Source organism: Winogradskyella undariae (assembly GCF_013285155.1).
Classification (GTDB): domain Bacteria; phylum Bacteroidota; class Bacteroidia; order Flavobacteriales; family Flavobacteriaceae; genus Winogradskyella; species Winogradskyella undariae.
Window position 1 is genome coordinate 39,783 of sequence record NZ_JABTEL010000005.1, and the last position, 20,850, is coordinate 60,632.

Consider the following 20,850-nt stretch of genomic DNA (forward strand, 5'->3'; position numbering starts at 1 on the left):
AATTTATTGATTTAAAAGTTTTTGTTTGTAAATGTATTTTAAAATAAAAATGTTGTTATAGTGCATTATTGCTAATGCGATGATAATTCTTCCTAAGGTTAGACTTAAAGAGTTGATGATGTCTGTTACGCTTTCTAAATGTTCCCAATAAGCAATAGTTAAGATGACGTATCCAATATTTAGTAAGTAATAACCAATTAATAAGAGTTTATTAATACTGGTGACTAAGGGGCGGTTTTGGTTGAATAAATTCAGTAAAAAAACTTCGCCATTTTTATAAAACAGCCAGCCAACCTTAAGCATAATAAAACTAATTAGAGGTAAATACAAGAGATATGTTATGGCGTTGTAAGTCATCTTATAAAAATAAAATTAGTAGTAAAACGAGAAGGCGGTAAAGTATCCAAGTTGCAGATAAATGCTTTGGTAACGCTAATAGTTTAATACGTCTTATATGCTCACACAACATAAATGAGACTGTTAGCCCAAACCAAAAAAGTAATGCTATTTGTGGTAGTTCTATGATTGGGTTTAGGATTAATACAGGAATCAATATGAAACTTCCCATTAATGAAATAGTCATAAGATTACCAAAGTAATTCAGTTGCTTTTTAAAGTTTAATTTTGAAATGAATAAAGCTTGAAACCCAATTTGACCGAATGCAATTAAACTTTCTCTTAATAAATTAGATGCCGGAATTATAGTAATTAATTTACTGAATTTAAAGAGTACAATACTTGTAATGATGGCTGCAAATACAATATAAATTAACCTGTATTTAGTATTAAAACTTGGTACACACTGTAACGTTTCTGTTTTGTCTATTTTACTCGGGATAATTACTTTTCTATTATATGAAATGAATGCATATGATTTTTTGAGTCCAAACTTTATAGGTTTAAAATTCCCTATGCTTTCTACTAGAGGTATTGAATGACCAATCACTTTAAGTAAACTATCTACTCCATAAATTACTGTTTTGCTTTGGTTGTCAAAAAGAGCAATTTCGTTTGAAGCTCTATTTAAATCTATGAAATTTTGTTCTTCATCAGTTAAATTGCAAAAGGCTTTTCTACCATTATGATCTAACATTTCAGTTTTTATGAATCCACTTGTATAAACATTGCATAATGGGCAATCTCTGTCGTAAAGTAAGGTTTGGTTTTGTAGTGTTTTCATTCTTTTTGTTTGTTTTAAACTTTCAGAAAATACTGAAAGTTTTATTTAAAAAAAATATAATCTTATTTCCTTTGTTTTTGTTTATTGCTTTTCAATTGTCATATAGAGCATTCATTTAATAATCTTTATTGAGATTATTAGTTGGGCTATTTCATCAGCTTCATAACTGATTTTGTTAGCCAATTCTGTTTCTGATTGACCATTTTATTCATTAAGTTATCTAAGTCTTGTGTAAGTAGATTTAAAGCTTTGGTTTGTTTTATTAACTCTTTTGTTTTTTCCGTGCCATCATCTTTAATAGAAGAGACGTCTTCTAAAACTTTTATTACAGGTCTTATTTCTCTTCTGCTTCGTTCTTTTGCGATAATACGTGCTAATTCTTGTACATCTTTTTCGGTAGTAAAGAATTCTTTTCGTTCACCAGAAACTAAAACTTTAGTAACAATTCCCCAATCCATCAATTGTCTTAAATTCATACTCGTATTACCACGAGAAATTTTAAGTTCTTCCATAACCTCTTCCATAGACAGTGGTTTGGTAGAAATAAAAAGCAATGCTTGTATTTGTGCCATAGCTTTGTTTATGCCCCAAAGTGACCCTAAACTTCCCCAAGTACTAATAAATTTTTCTTTTGCTTCTTGATATTCCATACGCAAATATATAATAATTTTTAAACTTTCAATAATTATTGAAAGTTTATTTTATTTGATAATGAATATGGTCGTCGTGTCTTACTGCTTGGCAGCCGGTAAATCTAATTTTAGATTGATGACGTAATCCCAATGATTGTTTAAGATGAGGTTCTATAAATATCTTTTCCGTTGTTTGGATGGATAGTATTTGTTCTATTAATAATTTAGTGTTTTTATCATCTAATTTTAAATTATTAATAGTGCCAAGGGTAAGATATTTAGTGAAATCATATTGCCAATAGCCTTTTTTTATACAGGTTTCGGATGTGTAATTATTACTGGAATTAGCATAAACACCGTAACCAGAAACAGAAGGTTTTTTATTGGTTGAATTTCCATCTTGATCTAAATACATCAATGAAATATCTATCTTTTTTCCATCACTATGGCTTAAATGCGGAAGCAACGGAAATCCATTAATAAAAGGAAAATTGGCATCTAAATAAGTTATGTTGATATTTGATGCACTTAAAGCTTGTGCGGATTTTTCTAATTCGCTTTTTAAATCTGGATTAACGTAATTTCTAAACGCTAATGGATAAAACCAATTATGAGGTTTCAAATTCTCTTTAAATGTTGGTAGTTTTTCTCGTCCTAAATAAGATGCAATAGGTGGAATAATTACGAGATTGAAGAGTAGATAAAGTAAAGGGAAAACAATGCGCTTTCCCTTTTTTATTTTATATGAAATAATAATAGCAAGCAACCATATTAATCCACCAACTTGAGTAATTGTTGTTAAAATTATAACGATGATAATGTGTCCAATAAATTTTAATAGTTTCATAAATATTGAACGCATAAGCTTCTCATTTTATTTCAACAAGCCAGCACGTCTCAATAAAGCTTCAGGTTTTGGTTCTTGTCCTCTAAATTTTTTATATAAAGTCATTGGGTTTTCAGTTCCACCTTGAGATAAAACAAAAGTTTTAAATTTATCAGCAACCGTTTTGTTGAAAATACCTTCTTCTTTAAAATATTCAAAAGCATCGGCGTCTAAAACTTCGGCCCATTTGTAACTGTAATAACCAGAAGAATAACCGCCTTGAAATATATGAGAGAATGCTGTACTCATACAATTCTCAGCAACATCAGGATATAGACTTGTGTCGCCAAAAGCTTTAACTTCGTAAGCTTTTACATCTTTAATTTCTGAAGGATCAACACCATGCCATGCCATGTCTAATAATCCAAAACTTAACTGACGTAACGTTTGCATACCTTCGTGGAACGTAGCAGAAGCTTTAATTTTTTCAATCAATTCCATCGGAATCACTTCTCCTGTTTCATAATGCGTAGCAAATAACTCTAAAGCTTCTTTTTCGTAACACCAGTTTTCTAATACCTGACTTGGTAATTCAACAAAATCCCAATACACACTAGTTCCCGATAAGCTTGGGTAGGTTGTGTTGGCTAACATGCCGTGAAGTCCGTGACCAAATTCATGAAACAACGTAGTAACTTCATTAAACGTTAATAAAGAAGGTTTACTTTTTGTTGGTTTAGTAAAATTACAAACGTTAGAAATGTGTGGTCTTTCGTTTTTACCATCTTTAATCATTTGCGGTTTGTATGAGGTCATCCATGCTCCGTTTCGTTTCCCTGCTCTTGGAAAAAAGTCAGCATAGAATATAGAAACTAATTCGCCATCAGCATCTGTAACTTTATAAGTTAAAACATCTTCGTGGTATTTATCAATGGTATCAATTTCTTCAAATTGTAATCCAAATAATTTTTCAGCAACGGTAAAAGCACCGTTAATAACGTTTTCTAATTTGAAATAAGGCTTCAACTGTTCATCATCTAAATTGAATAATTTTTGTTTCAATTTTTCAGAATAATAACCAGAATCCCATTTTTGAAGTTGGTCAATATCATCTAAATCTTTAGCAAAATCTTCAAGTGCTTTAAATTCATCTTTAGCAGCTGGTTTTGCTTTTTCTAATAATTCATTTAAAAAAGATGTTACTTTTTCTGGCGTTTGTGCCATGCGTTCTTCCAAAACAAAATGTGCATGCGTTTTATAACCTAAAAGTTGAGCGCGCTCAAAACGAAGCTTGGCAATTTTAAGAACAATATCTTGATTGTCTAATTCGTTATTCTGAAATCCTTTTCTACCAAAAGCTTTAGAGAGTTCTTCTCTTAATTTTCTATTGTCCGCATACGTCATAAACGGAATATAACTTGGGTAATCTAACGTAATTAACCAACCGTCTTTATCCTTGCTTTCTGCTAATTGCTTAGCGGCTTCTTTTGCACCTTCTGGTAAACCCGAAAGATCTTCTTGGTTGGTAAGGTGTAATTCGTAAGCATTAGTTTCTGCAAGAATATGTTCACCGAATTTTAATTTTAATTGACTTAATTCCTTGTCAATTGCTCTTAGTTTGGTCTTTTTGTCTTCAGCTAAATTTGCTCCATTTCTAGAGAATCCTTTATATCTTTTATCAAGAAGTGTTGCTTGTTCTGTTGTTAAATCTAAAGTCGATTTAGAATCGTAAACAGCTTTTACACGTTTAAATAAAGCTTCATTTAAAGTGATGTCATTACCAAATTCTGATAAAAGTGGTGACACTTCTTGTGCTATTTTCTGAATCTCGTCATTGGTTTCAGCAGAATTCAAATTAAAAAATATACTAGAAAGACGATCTAATTCTTCGCCAGAATAATCTAGGGCTTCTATCGTATTTTTAAAAGTTGGTGCTTCAGTGTTTGCTGTTATGGCATCGATTTCAGCTTTAGATTTTTTAATACTTTCTTTAAAAGCGGGTAAATAATCTTCTGTTTTTATTTCTGAAAAAGGGGCTGTTTTATATGGTGTTTCAAATGCTTTATTAAGAATTGTCATTGTTTTCTGTTTTGATATGAATTACATTATTGATACTTGTAATCTATTAGTATGTCTGGTCGAGTGCGGTCGATACCTCTATTTCTGTAGGTTTATATTTTGAATGTGTGAAATTTCTACATTCAGATAAAATTTGAAGCCTATCGAAATCATCATTAGCTAATGCTAATTTCTTTTTAGAACTCCATTTTTTGATTTTATTCTCAAAATAAATAGCTTGATTTACATCATTAAATTCTTGATGAAATATTAATTCTAAAGGCCTTCTTTTAAAAGTGAAACATGTTTTGTTTAATCCTTCTGCATGTTCATTAAATCGTCGCGAAATATTATTTGTAAATCCAGTGTATAATAGATTATCGGAACATTTAATAATGTAAATAAAATAGGATTTCATACAATTGCTTCGTTTCGTTCAACAGATGTTTGTCCGTTCGAGCGCAGTCGAGAACTCCAAATAGGTCTCGACTGCGCTCGACCAGACAGCGAGAAACATTGAGTGCTTAGTTATTTAAACCCTTAGCAGAATCAATAACTTTAGCTTTCAATCCTTCTTTATAATCTACAATTTTGTTTAAAATACTTTGGTCTGCGCTACCTAAAATCTGAGCCGCTAAAATCCCAGCATTTTTAGCGCCATTAAGAGCTACAGTTGCTACAGGAACTCCGCCTGGCATTTGTAAAATAGATAATACAGAATCCCAACCGTCAATAGAATTACTACTTTTTACAGGCACTCCAATAATTGGTAATGGTGATAAAGAGGCAACCATACCTGGTAAATGTGCAGCTCCACCAGCACCAGCGATAATAACTTTGATACCTCTAGTGTGTGCATTTTTACTGAAATCGAATAATTTTTCGGGTGTACGATGTGCAGAAACGATATCAACTTCAACTTCAATATCAAATTCTTTTAATATATCTATAGCGTCTTGCATTACTGGCATGTCGCTGTTACTTCCCATTATTACGGCTACTTTACTCATTCTCTGTGTTAATTATTTTTTGATAATATTACTTTTGGCACCCTTGTTTATAGGGTACAAAATGATAACACCAAAGTTAAGGTAACTAAGGTAGTATTACCAATTTTTTTGAATCCGTTAACAGAAAGTAATAAAATAGGTTTTGTGTTTCTTAAAAGATGAAACGTATTGATTTACTAAATGAAATTATTGAAAGTGATTAAATCAAGTTTATTCACTGATCACTTCGATCGTTTGCTTTACTTGTTCTGCAATTTTTCGAGCTACAGCAATATCTTCATTTACAATAGTAACATGTCCCATTTTTCTAAAAGGTCTTGTTTGCTTTTTACCATAAATGTGCGGTGTAACGCCATCCATCGTTAAGATGTTTTCAATATTCTTATAGACTACATTTCCTGTATGGCCTTCAGCACCTACAAGATTTACCATAACACCAGCAACTTTACTTTCGGTATTACCAAGAGGTAATCCTAAGACACATCTAATTTGTTGTTCAAATTGAGACGTGTAGCTTGCTTCAATACTGTAATGACCAGAGTTATGTGGTCTTGGTGCAACTTCGTTTACTAAGATTTCATCATTTTCAGTCTGAAACATTTCAACAGCCAATAAACCAACGTGTTTAAAAGTAGAAGCGACCTTTAAAGCTACAGCTTCTGCTTTTTTTGCAATGGCATCAGGAATACGAGCCGGACAAATAACATATTCAACTTGGTTAGCTTCTGGATGAAATTCCATCTCTACCACAGGATATGTTTTTACATCTCCTTTTTCGTTTCTCGCAACGATGACAGCTAATTCATTTTTAAAAGGAATTAACTTTTCGGTGATACATTCTACATTTGGTAAATTACTTAAATCCGTAAGACTTCTAACCACTTTTACACCTGTGCCATCATAACCAAATCGCGCACTTTTCCATACAAAAGGATAGCTTAATCCGCCATTATCTATAGCTTCATCAATTTCAGAAGTGTAAGCAAATCTTGAAAATTCAGCAGTTGGAATGTCATTATCGCGATAAAATAATTTTTGAGTCGCTTTATTATGGATGGTTCTTAATGTTTTAGAGGAAGGGAAAACTTTTACACCTTCTTTTTCAAGGGTTTCTAAAGCATCAACATTAACGTTTTCAATTTCAAAAGTTAAAACATCTACTTTTTTTCCGAAGTCAACAACGGTTTGGTAATCCATTAAATCACCAATAGTAAATTCATCGCAAGCGAGTCGTGATGGTGCTTCTGGGCTAGGATCTATAACACAAGTATAAATGTCAAATTTACGAGTGTCGTACAACATCATTTTACCAAGTTGTCCGCCGCCAAGAATGCCAAGTTTAAAATTTGAAGAAAAATAGTTCATCAATGATTATTGTTCCCTTAATAAGAAAGGGAAACTTTTTTAGGATTAAATATCTGCTTTTCAAGAGCAAAAATACGGTAAAAATGATACATACTTATAAATTCCTAAATCAAAAAATGTGCAATCAGCTATCAAATATGTATCTTTGCCATTCTAAAATAAAAAGACTGTGGTAAAGCTTCACGATTTATACTTTAAACCTTTTGTGTCTGAACAAGAATTAGACACTATTGTACAGAAAATGGCAAATGATGTCGCTGCAGATTTAGGCGATGAAGTACCTGTGTTTATTGGGATTTTGAATGGCTCATTTATGGTGGTAAGCGATTTTGTAAAGAAATATCCAAAACCATGCGAAGTTACTTTTATTAAATTAGCTTCTTATGAAGGCGTAAAGTCAACTGAAGACATTCAACGTCTTATTGGATTGACTCAAGATTTAACAGGAAGAACAGTTGTTATTTTAGAAGATATTATAGATACAGGTAATACATTAGAGGAAGTACACCGTATTTTTAAAAATGAAAATGTAAAACAATTACTTATTGCCACGTTGTTTTATAAACCTGAAGCTTACAATAAAGATTTTAAACTTCATTATGTTGGTATGGAAATCCCCAATAAATTCATCGTTGGCTACGGTCTTGATTATGATGGATTAGGAAGAGATTTACCAGCAGTATATCAATTAAAAACTACACAACACATGACTAATTTAGTGCTATTTGGCCCTCCAGGTGCAGGAAAAGGAACCCAAGCGGATTTTTTAAAGGAAAAATATGATCTAGTTCATATTTCTACAGGCGATGTTTTTAGATTTAATATTAAAAACAAAACTGCTTTAGGAATGTTAGCAAAGTCTTTTATTGATAAAGGAGAGTTAGTGCCAGATCAGGTAACTATTGACATGTTGAATAAGGAAGTTGAGAAAAATGCAGATGCAAAAGGTTTTATTTTCGATGGTTTTCCAAGAACTAACGCTCAAGCAAAAGCATTAGACGAATTAATGGAAACTAAAGATTCTCAGATTAATGCCATGGTAGCTTTAGAAGTAGATGATGAGGTGTTAGTACAACGTTTATTAAAACGTGGTGAAACAAGCGGAAGAGCTGATGATGCTGATGAAAGCATTATTAGAAATAGAATAAAAGAATACTATAAAAAAACAGCCATCTTAAAAGATTATTACGCTGAGCAAAATAAATATTTTGGTGTTGATGGTGTTGGTAGTATTGAAGAAATTACAGTACGATTAAGTGCTGCGATTGATAAATTATAAATTGTTATTCCTAATAAAATAGGGATCTAACTAAAAAGATTCCCACTTTGGTGGGAAATGAATATGACTGAAGGAAATTTTGTAGACTACGTAAAAATGCATGTGTCTTCTGGTAACGGAGGAAAAGGATCATCGCATTTACATCGCGAAAAATATATTGCTAAAGGTGGTCCAGATGGTGGAGATGGTGGACGAGGAGGTCACGTAATTTTACGAGGAAACTCTAATCTTTGGACATTAATCCATTTAAAGTTTAAAAGACACTTTAGAGCAGGCCATGGTTCTCATGGTAGTTCAGGAAGAAGTACAGGTGCAGATGGTGAAGATATCTACGTAGATGTACCATTAGGAACTGTTGTCCGTGATTCTGAAACTGATACTATAATGTTTGAAATTACCGATGAAGGTGAGGAAAGAATTGTAGTTAAAGGAGGAATGGGAGGACGTGGTAACTGGCATTTTAAAAATTCAGTAAACCAAACACCACGTTATGCACAACCTGGAATTCCACTTGAAGAACTCGATATTACTTTAGAACTTAAAGTTTTAGCAGATGTTGGATTGGTTGGATTTCCTAACGCAGGAAAATCAACATTACTTTCTGTTTTAACTTCTGCAAAACCTAAAATTGCAGATTATGAGTTTACAACTTTAAAACCTAACTTAGGTATCGTTGAGTATCGTGATTTTAAGTCATTTGTAATGGCTGATATTCCTGGTATTATTGAAGGTGCTGCAGAAGGAAAAGGTTTAGGGTATTATTTCTTAAGGCATATTGAACGAAATTCAATTCTGCTATTTTTAATTCCTGCAGATGCTGAAGATATTGTTAAGCAATACGAAATATTAGAAGACGAACTTAGACGTTATAATCCTGAAATGTTAGATAAAGATCGCCTTGTGGTGGTTTCTAAGTCTGATATGTTGGATGATGAATTAAAGTCTGAAATATCTACAATATTAGATAAAGATTTATCTGTAGATTATCTATTTATATCTTCTGTCGCACAGCAAGGTTTAGTGGAATTAAAAGATCAACTTTGGAAATTATTAAACAATTAATGATTATTTATTAGAATGAAAGCATATCTCAAAAGCCTCGTAGAACTTAACGGAACTAAAAGGAGTTTACGGTTTGCTTATTTCATTCAGTTTCTAATTATATTATCTGTTATAACATTTTCAATTGAGACTTTACCTGATTTAAAACCACAAATTCATGTAGTTTTAAAAGCTATTGAGGCTTTTTGTGTCATTGTATTCACATTCGAATATTTAGCTCGTATCTACGTCGCTGAGAATAAGACTAAATTTATTTTTAGCTTTTTCGGTATCGTAGATTTTTTAGCTATTCTACCTTTTTATTTGTCTTTCGGTATCGATTTACGTTCGCTGCGTTTATTGCGTATGTTCCGTTTGTTTAGATTGTTTAAACTGGTGCGTTATAATAAGGCTATGCGTCATTTTGCAAATGCCATGCGCTTGGCAAAAGAGCAGATTATTCTTTTTATGATGATTACTTTGATGCTTATCTATTTTACAGCAGTAGGTATTTATTATTTTGAAAACCAAGCACAACCAGAGCATTTTTCTTCTATATTTTCAAGTCTTTGGTGGTCTATCGTAACCTTAACAACTGTTGGTTATGGTGATGTTTATCCAATTACTATTGGTGGTCGGATTTTTACATTCTTTATGCTGTTAATTGGTTTAGGGGTTGTTGCAATTCCAACGGGTATTATTTCATCTTCTTTAACGAAAGCTATTGAGCCTAACGATGAAGGTGAATAGTTTTAAATAAGTACGTTAATATTTAATTAGCGAAACATTTTGGTATTAGTATTTGATTTTTCATATTTTTAAAATAAAAAATATGAAGTCTTTAAAATTTCTATTGATTACTTTTCTATTAGTGTCTTGTGCTGTAAAAGTTAATTACGACTATGAAAAGGCAACAGATTTCAATACTTACAAATCTTACAATTACTTTGATGATATGACTACAGGCTTATCTGAATTAGATAATAAACGTTTAATTAGAGTTATGGATGCTAAACTTGAAACAATGGGCTTAACGCGATCTGAAAATCCTGATTTCTTCATAGATATTAAAAGTCAAAATATTCAAGGTCGAAATAATAGTAATGTCGGAGTTGGCGTCGGTGGAGGCGGAGGTCGTCTTGGAGGTGGACTTTCTGTTGGTATTCCAATTGGTCAAAATAAAGCAACAAGAGAAATTAGTATCGAGTTTGTAGACGATACAAAAACAGGGATGTTTTGGCAAGCTATAACTGAAAGTAGCTATACTGATAATGACATACCTGAAAAGCGAGAAGAACAGTTTAAGGTTATAGTAGAAAAGGTGTTTTCAAGTTATCCACCAAAGCAAAATGAATAATATAGATTAGCTTATAGCTTATAGCTTATAGCTTTAGATAAGGATAAGATTAAGTAGATTTTATCATAATCCTAACATTCTAAAAGTATTGTTTCCTTTCTTGTTTTGTAAATTTGGTAAAAAGAAAAGAATGAAAAATTTAAAAGGGAAAGTAGCCTTAATAACAGGTGGAACAAAAGGAATAGGTTATGGAGTGGCCGAAGCATTACTAAACCAAGGTTTAAAAGTTGTAATTACAAGTAGAAATAAGAATTCTGCAGATGAAACTGCAAAAGAGTTAGCCTCTAAAACAAATTGTGTTGGATCTATAATTGGAGTCCAAGCAGATGTAAGACAACTTGAAAGTCAAGAAGAAGCAGTAAAGCAAGCGATAAGTACATTTGGTCAATTAGATATTGTAATTGCAAATGCAGGTTTAGGACTTTTTGCTAGTATTGAAGATTTAACCGTAGAGCAATGGAATGATACTATTGATACTAATCTTACTGGAGCATTTAATTCAATAAAAGCGAGTGTTAAAGCGCTTAAAGAATCTAAAGGATATTACATTACGATATCTAGTTTAGCAGGTGCAAACTTTTTTGCTAAAGGTTCTGCTTATAATGCTAGTAAATTTGGATTAACAGGGTTTACCCAAGCTGTAATGTTAGATTTGCGTAAGTATGGAGTTAAAGTGAGTACAATTATGCCAGGTTCTGTTTCTACGTATTTTAACGGAAATAGGCCTAGTGAAGATCAAGCATGGAAAATTCAGATAGAAGATATAGGAGAGTTGGTTGTAGATTTATTAAAAATGAATCCTAGAACTTTACCTAGTAAAATAGAGGTGCGACCAACAACGCCTCCTAGCAAGTAGAGAATCTTGTTTTTACGAAATATATAAAAACGAATCGGGAGACTTTTAAGGTTTCCTTATTCGTTTTCAATTTTCTCAATCATTTCTTTGAATAGATTTAATAAGAAAATAAGTTTTCCGGCATCACCAGCGGCTCTAAATCTTTTATTAGAAATTTTTACGCCATACCAATCTTGTCTGCCGTTTTCGTTAAGAACCCATTTTATTTCAAGATTAGCTATTGATGTTTTTGAAATATCAATTTCTACATCCCAACCTGGGGTGTCTAAAGTGGTTATTTGGATTGCATCACCTTTTTCCCATTCGCCATCGGCATTCTCTTTAAACCAATCTTGTATCCACTCTAAAATTTCCATTTGTATTTTTTATTAAAATTGATTTTACTTGTATGTTTTGAAATCCTCAATCGATATTCAACGTCAGTTCTAGTGATTTTGTTTTTTTAAAATCGTATCGAGAACGGTTAGTAAAACAAATTGTTCTCGATACATTAATTGATTTTCCGTTGCACTTCAAATCAATAAACACTCGAACTGACGATGACTATTATTTATATGCTTTCAACAAAATCTAAAAACACTTTTTTGTGTAATTCTAAATCCATATTTGGTGACAAAGCAACACGTGCAATATAATCTTTATCGCCTTCTTTTGTGGTACCTTGGGTAGAAGTTGCCGGAATTGTCCAATAACAACCTTTTAATTGACCGTAACTCACACAGTATTTACTCTCATCAGGGATTTCTGTAATCATTAAGTTGATTAACTTATGATTTAAAGCACGTTTATACGTTTCTTTTTCTTCAGCAGTATTTCCTTTTGTAGGAAGATCTAATGAAAAAACAGAAGGTGTAAATCCTTGTTCAGCTAATTCTTCAGAAACAAAATTGATTTTAGCGCCAGGAAGAGTTTCATGTATATAATTTACAAAATCGCGTGTGTTAGTGTAAGCATCCGCAATTCTTTGTTTCATAGATGGTAATTGCTTTGCTAAGATTTCGTATTGCTGATCTGTAGCTTCATTATCACATAACGTTAAATGAAGTTCTATTTTTTCAATTAGTGCTTCAGCTTTATTGTTAGCTACACAATAACCCGCTGTACATTTTCCGCCACTTGGAAATTTAGATCCACTAGCGTAAGAAATAGTTCTTACCGTTGATAATATTTCACCTTCACCTAAAAAATGAACATTAGGGCAGAAAGTCTGATCTAGTATAAATACAGGATCAATAGCAATATTACCGTCGGCAGTTTTTCGTTCTTTACTTAGGGCTGCTTTTAAGGCGTCTAAATCAGGGACTTCAACTCTAGGGTTTGTTGGGATTTCAGCAATGATATAAGGAACGGCATCTTCTAAAGCAACTTTAGTTAAAACAGTATGAATACTTTGCACCATATCGTTATCACCATCCACAGGTAAATCTACAACTTCCACATTATCTAAACATGCAGCAACACGTCTGGCTTGGTCATTGGTGCCGCCATAACAGTTTGGTGGTACAATAAATTTAATAGCTTTTCCTTTGTGTTTTTCTAGCGCATCATCAACCAATCCCATCATAATGGCATATTGCATAGAAAGTCCGCTAGAAGCCACTAAAGGTAATGCTGTGGTTGCTGTAATGTCTTTAAGTGAATTTAAAACACTAGCTTTATTTGCTTCAACGTTATCGTCTTTAGTCGCTATAAATGTTTGAGCAACTAATGCTTTTAAAGCAATAAGTGAATTTGAAGGTGTCATGGCAACAGTTTCTCTTCGTCTTACATGCTGAATATCGGAAACATAATGTTCGTTTTCTTTTCCGTTAACGACTAAAATACTTCCAAGGTGGTCATGTAGACTTATAATGAAATCTATATTAGGATTCAGTTCATAATTACCAATTTTATCTTCTTTAGAAATAAAAATAGTACTGCCTTCAAATTTAGAAATGTCGTCTACCTTTTCAACTTGTTTTACTTCAAAATTGTAGCCATAAACATGTTTTATAAGCGCAGCATCAAAAGATTTTGGTAATGCATCTGTATAAACAATTTGCGTGTTTTTGTTTTCTAATAAATTGGTTCTTAGAATTGCTAAAACAGGAACTGTTTGAGAACCAAAACTAATCACATTTTCAGAATGTAAATCGTTTAAGTTGGCAATTCCCCATTCTAAAATACTAGATAGTGGGTGACCTAATCGAATATAATCGTATGCTGTAGGTAAAACTTTTAATGCCGAAGATTCTGAATTATTGTCTTTGTATAAGGTTTCAAACTGATCTAAAAACTGTGTTTTAGCCAATTTTTCATTGTAAATATCTAAGCGATGCGTTGTTAGATTTAGCCAGTCTGAAGGCATTTGTTCTAATACATCTTTTATATAATTGAGTGTTTTATTGTCTTGCATAATTTCCACTTTTAAATAGGTTGTAAAGATACGTTAGTTAAGAATTTCTTTAAAGCCTTACAGGATGTTTGTTATAGTTTTCATAAGACCATGTTATAATCTATAAGACATTCTTTTTATAAGGTTTTGAGATGAAAAAAAGATTTGAAATAAGAACAGCGAAATTACTTTTTACGTTTGAATATCTTTTTCCAAAATACTGAAATTGTATTCTTAATTTTAGTTTGCTGAGATACAGCGGTAGCAAATGCCATTGTGCTCAGTAATGAAACAAAAGCAAGCGTTCCTAATGATCCGCCATAGCCATTAAATACATTTTTTTTACTCATATAGATAATAGTGAATAGTGTTCCTGCTATCGCTAATAGTGTATAACTCTTCATGGTGCTTGCTGAAACCATGCCGATAAATGATGAGCCTATAAATACAATTTGAATATGCTTCGTTAAGTAAGGGTTAAGCAAGTCTGGAAAGCAATAAAAGAACAATCCAACAATTAAAGACAGTAATGCTGAAGCTTTAACAGCGCCTTGCCTAAGTTTTTCACTAATGAAAAAGGTTAGTGTTGCACCTAAAATACCGGATATGATGAGGATAAATTCGTTCATACAATTAACCAGTATATAAATGAAGCAGCAATAACACCGCCAAAAGCCATAGTTCCTAGCTTACCGCCAACACCTAAAAATAAATTTTTAGAGATCATAAAAAAGAAACCCGCTAAGGTTCCGGCAGCAATTACAAACCAAATATGAGGCGTTGTTTCTACACTAGACATTCCTACAAAAGCACCACAATAAATACTTGCAGGTAATTGTTTTAAATAATTAGATCTTTTATTAAGATGAGGTAAAAATGCAGCAATTGTACCAACAATACCAACCGCTAAAATACTACCTAAACCACCAACAATATTTAAGAGATAGCATAGTACTGCGCCTATAGGAACCCAAATGACGACAGATATTTTCTCGTAGGCGTAATCTTCGTGGTGTAAATCTAAATATTTGTATCCGAAAATTAATGTTGGTAGAATTAGAAGCGCAGATATAAAAATAGTGCCCTTCAATTCGTAATATTCTTTGACCACCATGGTTAAAAACATGATGAGCACCAATAACACAGATATGACCATTAAAAATCGAATGGCTTTGTGTCTTCTCATTAAGAAATTATCTTTTTTAGTTTGAAACTAAGTTTTATAACTCAGCATTTTGAAGCGTCAAAGTTCTGCGAAATTTTTGGAGATGACAAATTGTAGGCTAATAATTTATCATGCTTTAATTGTTGTTTTTTAAGTTGAATTTATAAAACCAATAAACCATGATCTCTCAATACATGAATAGGTTTTGAATACCAAAACAATTCAAAATCTTCAAAATGTGTTTCAAAACTGACTTTTAATTGTTTAAAAGATTGCGGTTTGTTTTGAGGGGTTATTTGTTCTAAAGTATCTAATAACCAGTTTCCTTTTTCTTTTTCTGTTGTAATCTGAAATGTTTCTAGGGTATCATGAAATGTGATTTCCATAAAGTCATTTTTATGTCCTTTTTTAGTTTTAGAAAATTCGTGAACTAAAGGAAATGTACCTAACCAAGCAATTTTTGCTGTTGGTTTAATATTAAAAACAGGTTCTTGTGCTAAGCAATTATAAATAAAATCAGGATCAATATCAGTTTCAGGAATATCGAATTCAAACCAATCTTGTAAAGGGATTTCAAAACCAATACCATGCATAAAGTTAAAGAGTGATTTTTTTAATCCGAAACTAAATTGTGCGTGATCAATGCCTGTAGAATCCGTGAAATCAACATCATTATTCGCAAAAGTGATGTTTTTGTAATTAGGTGAAATGCCATATTCTTCAGGGTTTAAACCAACAGGACTGTGAGCTGTTAATGCAAATTGGTGCCAAAAGCCAGACTGTAAAATTCCAACTTCAAAAAGCTGACGTACCATTTCTAAACTATCAACGGTTTCTTGCACAGTTTGTGTTGGGTAGCCATACATTAAGTACGAGTGTACCATAATGTTTGCTTCGGTAAAATTACGCGTTACTTGTGCTACTTGCTCTACAGTTACACCTTTATCAATCAATGCAAGTAAACGGTCGGAAGCTACTTCTAAACCACCAGAAACAGCAATGCATCCAGATGCTTTTAGTAAAACACAAAGGTCTTGCGTAAAATTCTTTTCGAATCTAATGTTTGTCCACCAAGTAACGCTGAGGTTTCGTTTAATAATTTCGAGAGCTAAAGCTTTCATTAAAGACGGTGGTGCAGCTTCATCTACAAAGTGAAATCCAGTTTCTCCAGTTTGTTCAATTAACGTTTCCATGCGGTCTACTAAAAGACTAGCGGCAACAGGCTCGTAAATTTTAATATAGTCTAATGAAATATCGCAAAACGTACATTTCCCCCAATAACAACCATGTGCCATGGTGAGTTTGTTCCATCGGCCATCGCTCCATAAACTATGCATAGGGTTTGCAATTTCTATAACAGAAATATATCGATCTAATAATAAATCGGAATAATCAGGAGTGCCAACATCTTGTTGTTTGTAATCTGGGGCTGTGCTATTATTTTTATAAACTATGCTTCCGTTTTCTAATAGAAAAGTACGTTTAAAAGAAGTTTCGTTTTTAAGGACAACGTTATATAATAACTCAATTGGAAGTTCACCATCATCTAAAGTTATAAAGTCGAAAAACTCAAAAACTCTAACATCATTTACGGAACGCAATTCTGTATTCGGAAATCCGCCTCCCATGGCAATTTTAATCTCAGGATAATTAGATTTTATAAATTGTGCACAACGAAAAGCACTATATAAATTACCAGGGAAAGGTACCGAAAAGCAAATCAGTTTTGGCTGCGTTTCTTTAATTTGAGCGTCTAATATTTCTAATGTAATTTGATCTATAAAAGTACTGTCATCTTGTAAATTCTCATAAAGTTCATCAAAAGAATTTGCACTTTGTCCTAAGCGCTCAGCGTAACGGCTAAAACCAAAATCAGGATCAATACATTCTACAATAAAGTCAGATAAATCTTCAATATATAACGTAGCTAAATGTTTAGCCTTGTCTTGGTTTCCCATAGAGCCAAAAGCCCAATCCATATCATCTAATTGTTCAAAACGTGAGGCTTGTGGTAAAAAACCATTGGTACAAATCTGTCTAGCAAAAGTTTGATTTTTCCCTTGTAGAAATAAGATAATATCATCTAACGATTGTAAATAATGCTCTTTTAAAGCATAAATACGTTGACAATTTTCTGTTTGAATGCGATTGTTTTCAAAAGCAAGTTCAAAAATTTCTTTAAATGTGCTTTTAGTAAAAAGTTCTAAAATAACTTCAATACCCAAATCCATTTGAAAAGCGTCTATACTTTTCGTGTTTAAAAAACCTTTAAGGTAGGCTGTGCCAGGATAAGGCGTATTTAATTGGGTGAATGGGGGTGTTATGAGTAAAAGATCTTTCACGTGTTGAAGTTGAAAATGAAACTAAATTTGAAACAGTTTGATGCAAATATAGTTTGAAATCTACCCATTCTTTAAAATCTCAGCAACGGCTTGTTGGTAAGCTTTAGGATTATTTGCTTTTTTTATTTTTTTGAATGCTTTCTGTGGGTTTGAAAACGACTGAGCAAAATATTCCCAAAACCCTTGCATTTTCATTTTTATAGGAGTTGGCCCAGATAAAGCTTCATCATACTGATGGTAAATAGTATCATGGAATTCTCTAAAAATTTCCCATCTATTTTCTGGATATTCTGTAGTATCGTTTTTAATCATGCTAGGTAAAAACGGGTCAGCAATGAGTCCTCTACCAATCATAAAATGATCGATACTAGGAAAACGAGTTTGCATCTCTTTCAATTTTGCCACAGATGTAATATCACCATTGTAATAGAGTTTATGTTTGGTGCTTTCTGTACATTTCTCAAAGGCCTCTAAATTTACACCACCTTTATAAAGTTGTTTTCCTATACGGGCGTGAATCGCTATATTTTTTAGTGGATATTGATCTAGAATAGGGAAGGTGTTTAATATTTCTTCTGGGTTTTCATAACCCATACGCATTTTCATAGAAACGAGAATATCTGTTTCACGGTGCACACGATCTAAAATATGATTGATTTTTTCTGGATCACAAATTAATCCCGAACCCATACCACGATTGGTTACCATTGGATATGGACAACCTAAATTCCAGTTTAATTCTTTGTAGCCTAATTCTTGAATATAATCGACAACAAATAGAAATTCATCAGCACTATTGGTCATGATTTGCGGAATCACTTCGAGTTCAGAATTATTTTCGAGTTGTAAATCGAGTTTATAAGAGTTTTTTATAATTAATTTTTTATTGAACCTTATGTAAGGAGCGTAAAATGTATCAATTCCCCCAAAATAGTGATTAAATGCATTTCGAAATCGAAAGTCAGTAAACCCTTGTAATGGTGATGATAAAAGTGTAATTGGCATTCCTTATTCTATTTTTAGATTCAATTTTTTGGAACTGCTAAATAACAAAAAACTACCTTATAATCACGATTATATAAGGTAGTTTATAATTTGAAAAGTAAGTTTTACTTAACGCGTTTTAGTGTGATTGAATTTTTGTCAAACTCAGTTGGTCTTACATTGTCAAAACTCAGATTAAAATTCATTGTATCCTTGTCGGTAAATTCAGCTATTGCAAGGATGTTTTGTGATTCTCCTGATTCTATTTTTGTTACTTTTAAGTCAATTTCAATAGGAGTGGTGTTATAATTAACAGTATAGGTCATTTTACCTTTTTCACCTTTCATAATAAATTTTTTACCTCCCATAACTTGGCCATTAATTTCAAATGCAGCATAACCTTCGTTGTCAAAAATTAAATAACCAATTTCGTTTTGATCCTCACCAATCCATTTGCCAACAAATGTTTCTTTTTGGCTTGTAGAACTTAGTAGAAATAAAGGAATGAAAAAAAATGTAAATAGATACTTCATAATTTGGGATTTAAAATATAGTGTTTAAAAATTCTTCAATGTTAGTTGTGTTAGCTTTTATTAATTCTTCTCTAGCAGCTTTAATATCAATGTTTTTTTTGTCTTGAGACAGTTTAAATTTACCTTCCCAATGGGTGATGGTAATTTCGAACATTACAATATAATCAAGATTTTTATCTAATCGAGGATTATCTGCATTTAAAATATATTTCGGGTCAGGAGCTTCTAAAAATTCAGTCATAGTAATTAATGACTTTTTTAAAGCTGCATTGTCTGTATTAGCTTTTACTTTTCCTGTTAAGTGGACTTTAATATAATTCCAAGTCGGAAGATGCGCCGTTTCAAAAATACTTGGTGAAATATAACATTCTGGACCACTAAAAATAAGTGTTACATCACGATTGTCTTTTAATAATTTAGCTTGTGGGTTATTAATATCAATGTGACCAATTAGCTTTTCGTCTTCATAAATTAAAGGTAAATGTGTAATTAAGGGAAGATTATTTTCTACCGATATTACGGTTGCTAAAGGGTATGCTTTGATGACTTCAATTAAATGATTAATGTCGTTATCTTGATGTTGTTTTGGTGGATACAAATGAAATATAGTTAATGATTAAAAATGGTTCTTAGATTTATTTATGCACCAAACTGTTTAAGATGATGATCTAAATGTTTGTATTGCATTTGTCCCCATTGTTGTGCTGTAAAATAACCAAAAGCAGGATGAGAAGCCCATTCTGTTTTTTCTTTAAGAGCGTGACTTTCGTCAATTAATGGTTTTAATTTTAATATTTCTGCGTTAAAATCTTTAGATTCTTTAGTTTTTAAAACCTTAGCTGTTGGCAATCCCTTTTTCCAAGGTTTATCATTATATAAAGACTTTTTGAAAAATACTTTAGCTAACCAGCTAGGTTTTAATTTGTAGTCTTCTTTTTCTAGCATAATATTAAAAGGGCCTTGGCAATGCCATGCCATTTGGCCGATATTCATTTTTCCCCATTGAGACTTAGAGTCTTTATTTAGAGTTTCAATACGGGTTTTAATATCGTTATAACCGGATTCTTCAAAAATAGATTTCATAATATTTGAATTTAATGACACTCGAAATTTACAATTTTTTATCTTTAGTGCATGTCAGAGAAACCTACTTCGTTTTCAATTAAAAATTGGTCACAAGATGATCAGCCTCGAGAGAAGCTCAGAGACAAGGGGAAAACGACTTTGAGTGATGCCGAACTTATAGCTATTTTAATAGGTAGTGGTAATCGAGAAGAAAGTGCTGTTGCTCTTTGTAAACGCATATTTGCAAGTGTAAATAACAATCTTAATGCTTTGGGTAAATTGTCTATTGCGCAATTAATGGAGTTTAAAGGTATTGGTGAAGCTAAGGCAATTACGATTACTGCGGCTTTAGAATTGGGGAGGCGTAGAAGGCTAGAAGATGCGTTGCGGTTAGATAAGGTTAACTCTAGTCGATCTGTTTTTGATATAATGCAACCCATCATTGGTGATTTGCCTCATGAAGAATTTTGGATTTTATATCTTAATAATTCAAATAAAGTGATTAAGAAAAACCAATTAAGTAAAGGCGGAATCACAGGAACTTTAGTCGATGTGCGTTTAGTGCTTAAAAACGCATTAGAAGTTGGTGCAATAGCATTAATATTATGTCATAATCATCCTTCAGGGGCTTTAAGACCAAGTAAAGCAGATATCGATATTACTCAAAAATTAAAACTTGCAGCTCAAAGTTTAGATATTTCAGTTTTAGATCATCTTATAATAACCGAGAACGCTTATTATAGTTTTGCAGATGAAAATCAAATGGGCTAATCTTTATAATAA

The 20,850-nt window shown here is 32.2% G+C and carries 23 protein-coding genes; 6 read left to right on the plus strand and 17 right to left on the minus strand.

Translation table 11 applies throughout. From position 1 onward, the window contains the following. Nucleotides 1-3 precede the first annotated feature (3 nt). The 8 genes from HSX10_RS08630 to HSX10_RS08665 all read right to left on the minus strand — a co-directional run bounded on the left by HSX10_RS08630 (nt 4) and on the right by HSX10_RS08665 (nt 7,071). Nucleotides 4-357 carry a hypothetical protein gene (locus tag HSX10_RS08630; protein ID WP_173587818.1) on the minus strand — a complete coding sequence of 118 codons (354 nt, stop codon included), beginning with the start codon at nt 355-357 and terminating at the stop codon, nt 4-6. Between the two features lies 1 nt (nt 358). Beyond that, a complete protein-coding gene (locus HSX10_RS08635; RefSeq protein WP_173587819.1) occupies nt 359-1,180 on the minus strand; it encodes a thiol-disulfide oxidoreductase DCC family protein in 822 nt (273 codons plus the stop codon). A gap of 146 nt (nt 1,181-1,326) precedes the next feature. Next, entirely contained in the window at nt 1,327-1,830 is a 504-nt protein-coding gene (locus tag HSX10_RS08640) for a GbsR/MarR family transcriptional regulator (protein WP_173587820.1), read from the minus strand. 46 nt (nt 1,831-1,876) lie between these two features. Further along, a complete protein-coding gene (locus tag HSX10_RS08645; protein WP_254453220.1) occupies nt 1,877-2,674 on the minus strand; it encodes a hypothetical protein in 798 nt (265 codons plus the stop codon). Nucleotides 2,675-2,686: 12 nt separating this feature from the next. Continuing rightward, nucleotides 2,687-4,717 carry a M3 family metallopeptidase gene (locus tag HSX10_RS08650; RefSeq protein ID WP_173587821.1) on the minus strand — a complete coding sequence of 677 codons (2,031 nt, stop codon included), beginning with the start codon at nt 4,715-4,717 and terminating at the stop codon, nt 2,687-2,689. A 46-nt stretch (nt 4,718-4,763) separates the two neighbouring features. After that, a complete protein-coding gene (locus HSX10_RS08655; RefSeq protein ID WP_173587822.1) occupies nt 4,764-5,114 on the minus strand; it encodes a GIY-YIG nuclease family protein in 351 nt (116 codons plus the stop codon). A gap of 106 nt (nt 5,115-5,220) precedes the next feature. Further along, a complete protein-coding gene (gene purE, locus HSX10_RS08660) occupies nt 5,221-5,706 on the minus strand; it encodes a 5-(carboxyamino)imidazole ribonucleotide mutase (RefSeq protein ID WP_173587823.1) in 486 nt (161 codons plus the stop codon). A 210-nt stretch (nt 5,707-5,916) separates the two neighbouring features. Beyond that, entirely contained in the window at nt 5,917-7,071 is a 1,155-nt protein-coding gene (locus HSX10_RS08665; RefSeq protein ID WP_173587824.1) for a 5-(carboxyamino)imidazole ribonucleotide synthase, read from the minus strand. A 169-nt stretch (nt 7,072-7,240) separates the two neighbouring features. Here HSX10_RS08665 and HSX10_RS08670 point away from each other — a divergent pair, with 169 nt between their 5' ends. The 5 genes from HSX10_RS08670 (at nt 7,241) to HSX10_RS08690 (ending at nt 11,604) form a co-directional block, all read left to right on the plus strand. Next, nucleotides 7,241-8,350, plus strand: a complete 1,110-nt coding sequence (locus HSX10_RS08670; protein ID WP_173587825.1) for an adenylate kinase — start codon at nt 7,241-7,243, stop codon at nt 8,348-8,350. 63 nt (nt 8,351-8,413) lie between these two features. After that, nucleotides 8,414-9,412: a GTPase ObgE gene (gene obgE / locus HSX10_RS08675; protein ID WP_173587826.1), complete on the plus strand. Its 999-nt coding sequence runs from the start codon at nt 8,414-8,416 to the stop codon at nt 9,410-9,412. A gap of 15 nt (nt 9,413-9,427) precedes the next feature. Beyond that, nucleotides 9,428-10,141: an ion transporter gene (locus tag HSX10_RS08680; protein WP_173587827.1), complete on the plus strand. Its 714-nt coding sequence runs from the start codon at nt 9,428-9,430 to the stop codon at nt 10,139-10,141. An 82-nt stretch (nt 10,142-10,223) separates the two neighbouring features. Continuing rightward, nucleotides 10,224-10,748: a DUF4136 domain-containing protein gene (locus HSX10_RS08685; RefSeq protein ID WP_173587828.1), complete on the plus strand. Its 525-nt coding sequence runs from the start codon at nt 10,224-10,226 to the stop codon at nt 10,746-10,748. A gap of 130 nt (nt 10,749-10,878) precedes the next feature. After that, nucleotides 10,879-11,604: an SDR family oxidoreductase gene (locus HSX10_RS08690; protein WP_173587829.1), complete on the plus strand. Its 726-nt coding sequence runs from the start codon at nt 10,879-10,881 to the stop codon at nt 11,602-11,604. 56 nt (nt 11,605-11,660) lie between these two features. Here HSX10_RS08690 and HSX10_RS08695 read toward each other — a convergent pair whose 3' ends face one another. The 9 genes from HSX10_RS08695 to HSX10_RS08735 form a co-directional block, all read right to left on the minus strand. Then, the gene (locus HSX10_RS08695; protein ID WP_173587830.1) at nt 11,661-11,960 is read right to left on the minus strand and encodes an immunity 53 family protein; all 300 of its coding nucleotides are present in this window, start codon (nt 11,958-11,960) and stop codon (nt 11,661-11,663) included. A 194-nt stretch (nt 11,961-12,154) separates the two neighbouring features. Continuing rightward, a complete protein-coding gene (locus tag HSX10_RS08700) occupies nt 12,155-13,999 on the minus strand; it encodes a PLP-dependent aminotransferase family protein (RefSeq protein WP_173587831.1) in 1,845 nt (614 codons plus the stop codon). A gap of 164 nt (nt 14,000-14,163) precedes the next feature. Next, nucleotides 14,164-14,607, minus strand: coding sequence for a hypothetical protein (locus HSX10_RS08705; RefSeq protein ID WP_173587832.1), 444 nt, complete (start codon nt 14,605-14,607; stop codon nt 14,164-14,166). Further along, nucleotides 14,604-15,164, minus strand: a complete 561-nt coding sequence (locus HSX10_RS08710; RefSeq protein ID WP_173587833.1) for a hypothetical protein — start codon at nt 15,162-15,164, stop codon at nt 14,604-14,606. Before HSX10_RS08710 ends, HSX10_RS08705 begins: the two co-directional genes overlap by 4 nt. A 140-nt stretch (nt 15,165-15,304) precedes the next feature. Beyond that, entirely contained in the window at nt 15,305-17,485 is a 2,181-nt protein-coding gene (locus tag HSX10_RS08715) for a B12-binding domain-containing radical SAM protein (protein WP_173587834.1), read from the minus strand. 60 nt (nt 17,486-17,545) lie between these two features. Further along, entirely contained in the window at nt 17,546-18,490 is a 945-nt protein-coding gene (locus HSX10_RS08720; protein ID WP_173587835.1) for a tRNA dihydrouridine synthase, read from the minus strand. Between the two features lie 104 nt (nt 18,491-18,594). Then, a complete protein-coding gene (locus HSX10_RS08725) occupies nt 18,595-19,002 on the minus strand; it encodes a hypothetical protein (protein ID WP_217363255.1) in 408 nt (135 codons plus the stop codon). A gap of 10 nt (nt 19,003-19,012) precedes the next feature. Then, a complete protein-coding gene (locus HSX10_RS08730) occupies nt 19,013-19,600 on the minus strand; it encodes an FMN-binding negative transcriptional regulator (protein ID WP_173587836.1) in 588 nt (195 codons plus the stop codon). Nucleotides 19,601-19,641: 41 nt separating this feature from the next. Continuing rightward, nucleotides 19,642-20,085 (minus strand): DUF1569 domain-containing protein, encoded by a 444-nt coding sequence (locus HSX10_RS08735; RefSeq protein ID WP_173587837.1) that lies wholly within the window; start codon nt 20,083-20,085, stop codon nt 19,642-19,644. 51 nt (nt 20,086-20,136) lie between these two features. On the opposite strand from HSX10_RS08735, the gene radC reads away from it, so the two are divergent. Then, on the plus strand, nt 20,137-20,838 hold the full coding sequence (radC, locus tag HSX10_RS08740) for a RadC family protein (protein ID WP_173587838.1): 702 nt from the start codon (nt 20,137-20,139) through the stop codon (nt 20,836-20,838). Nucleotides 20,839-20,850: the final 12 nt, after the last annotated feature.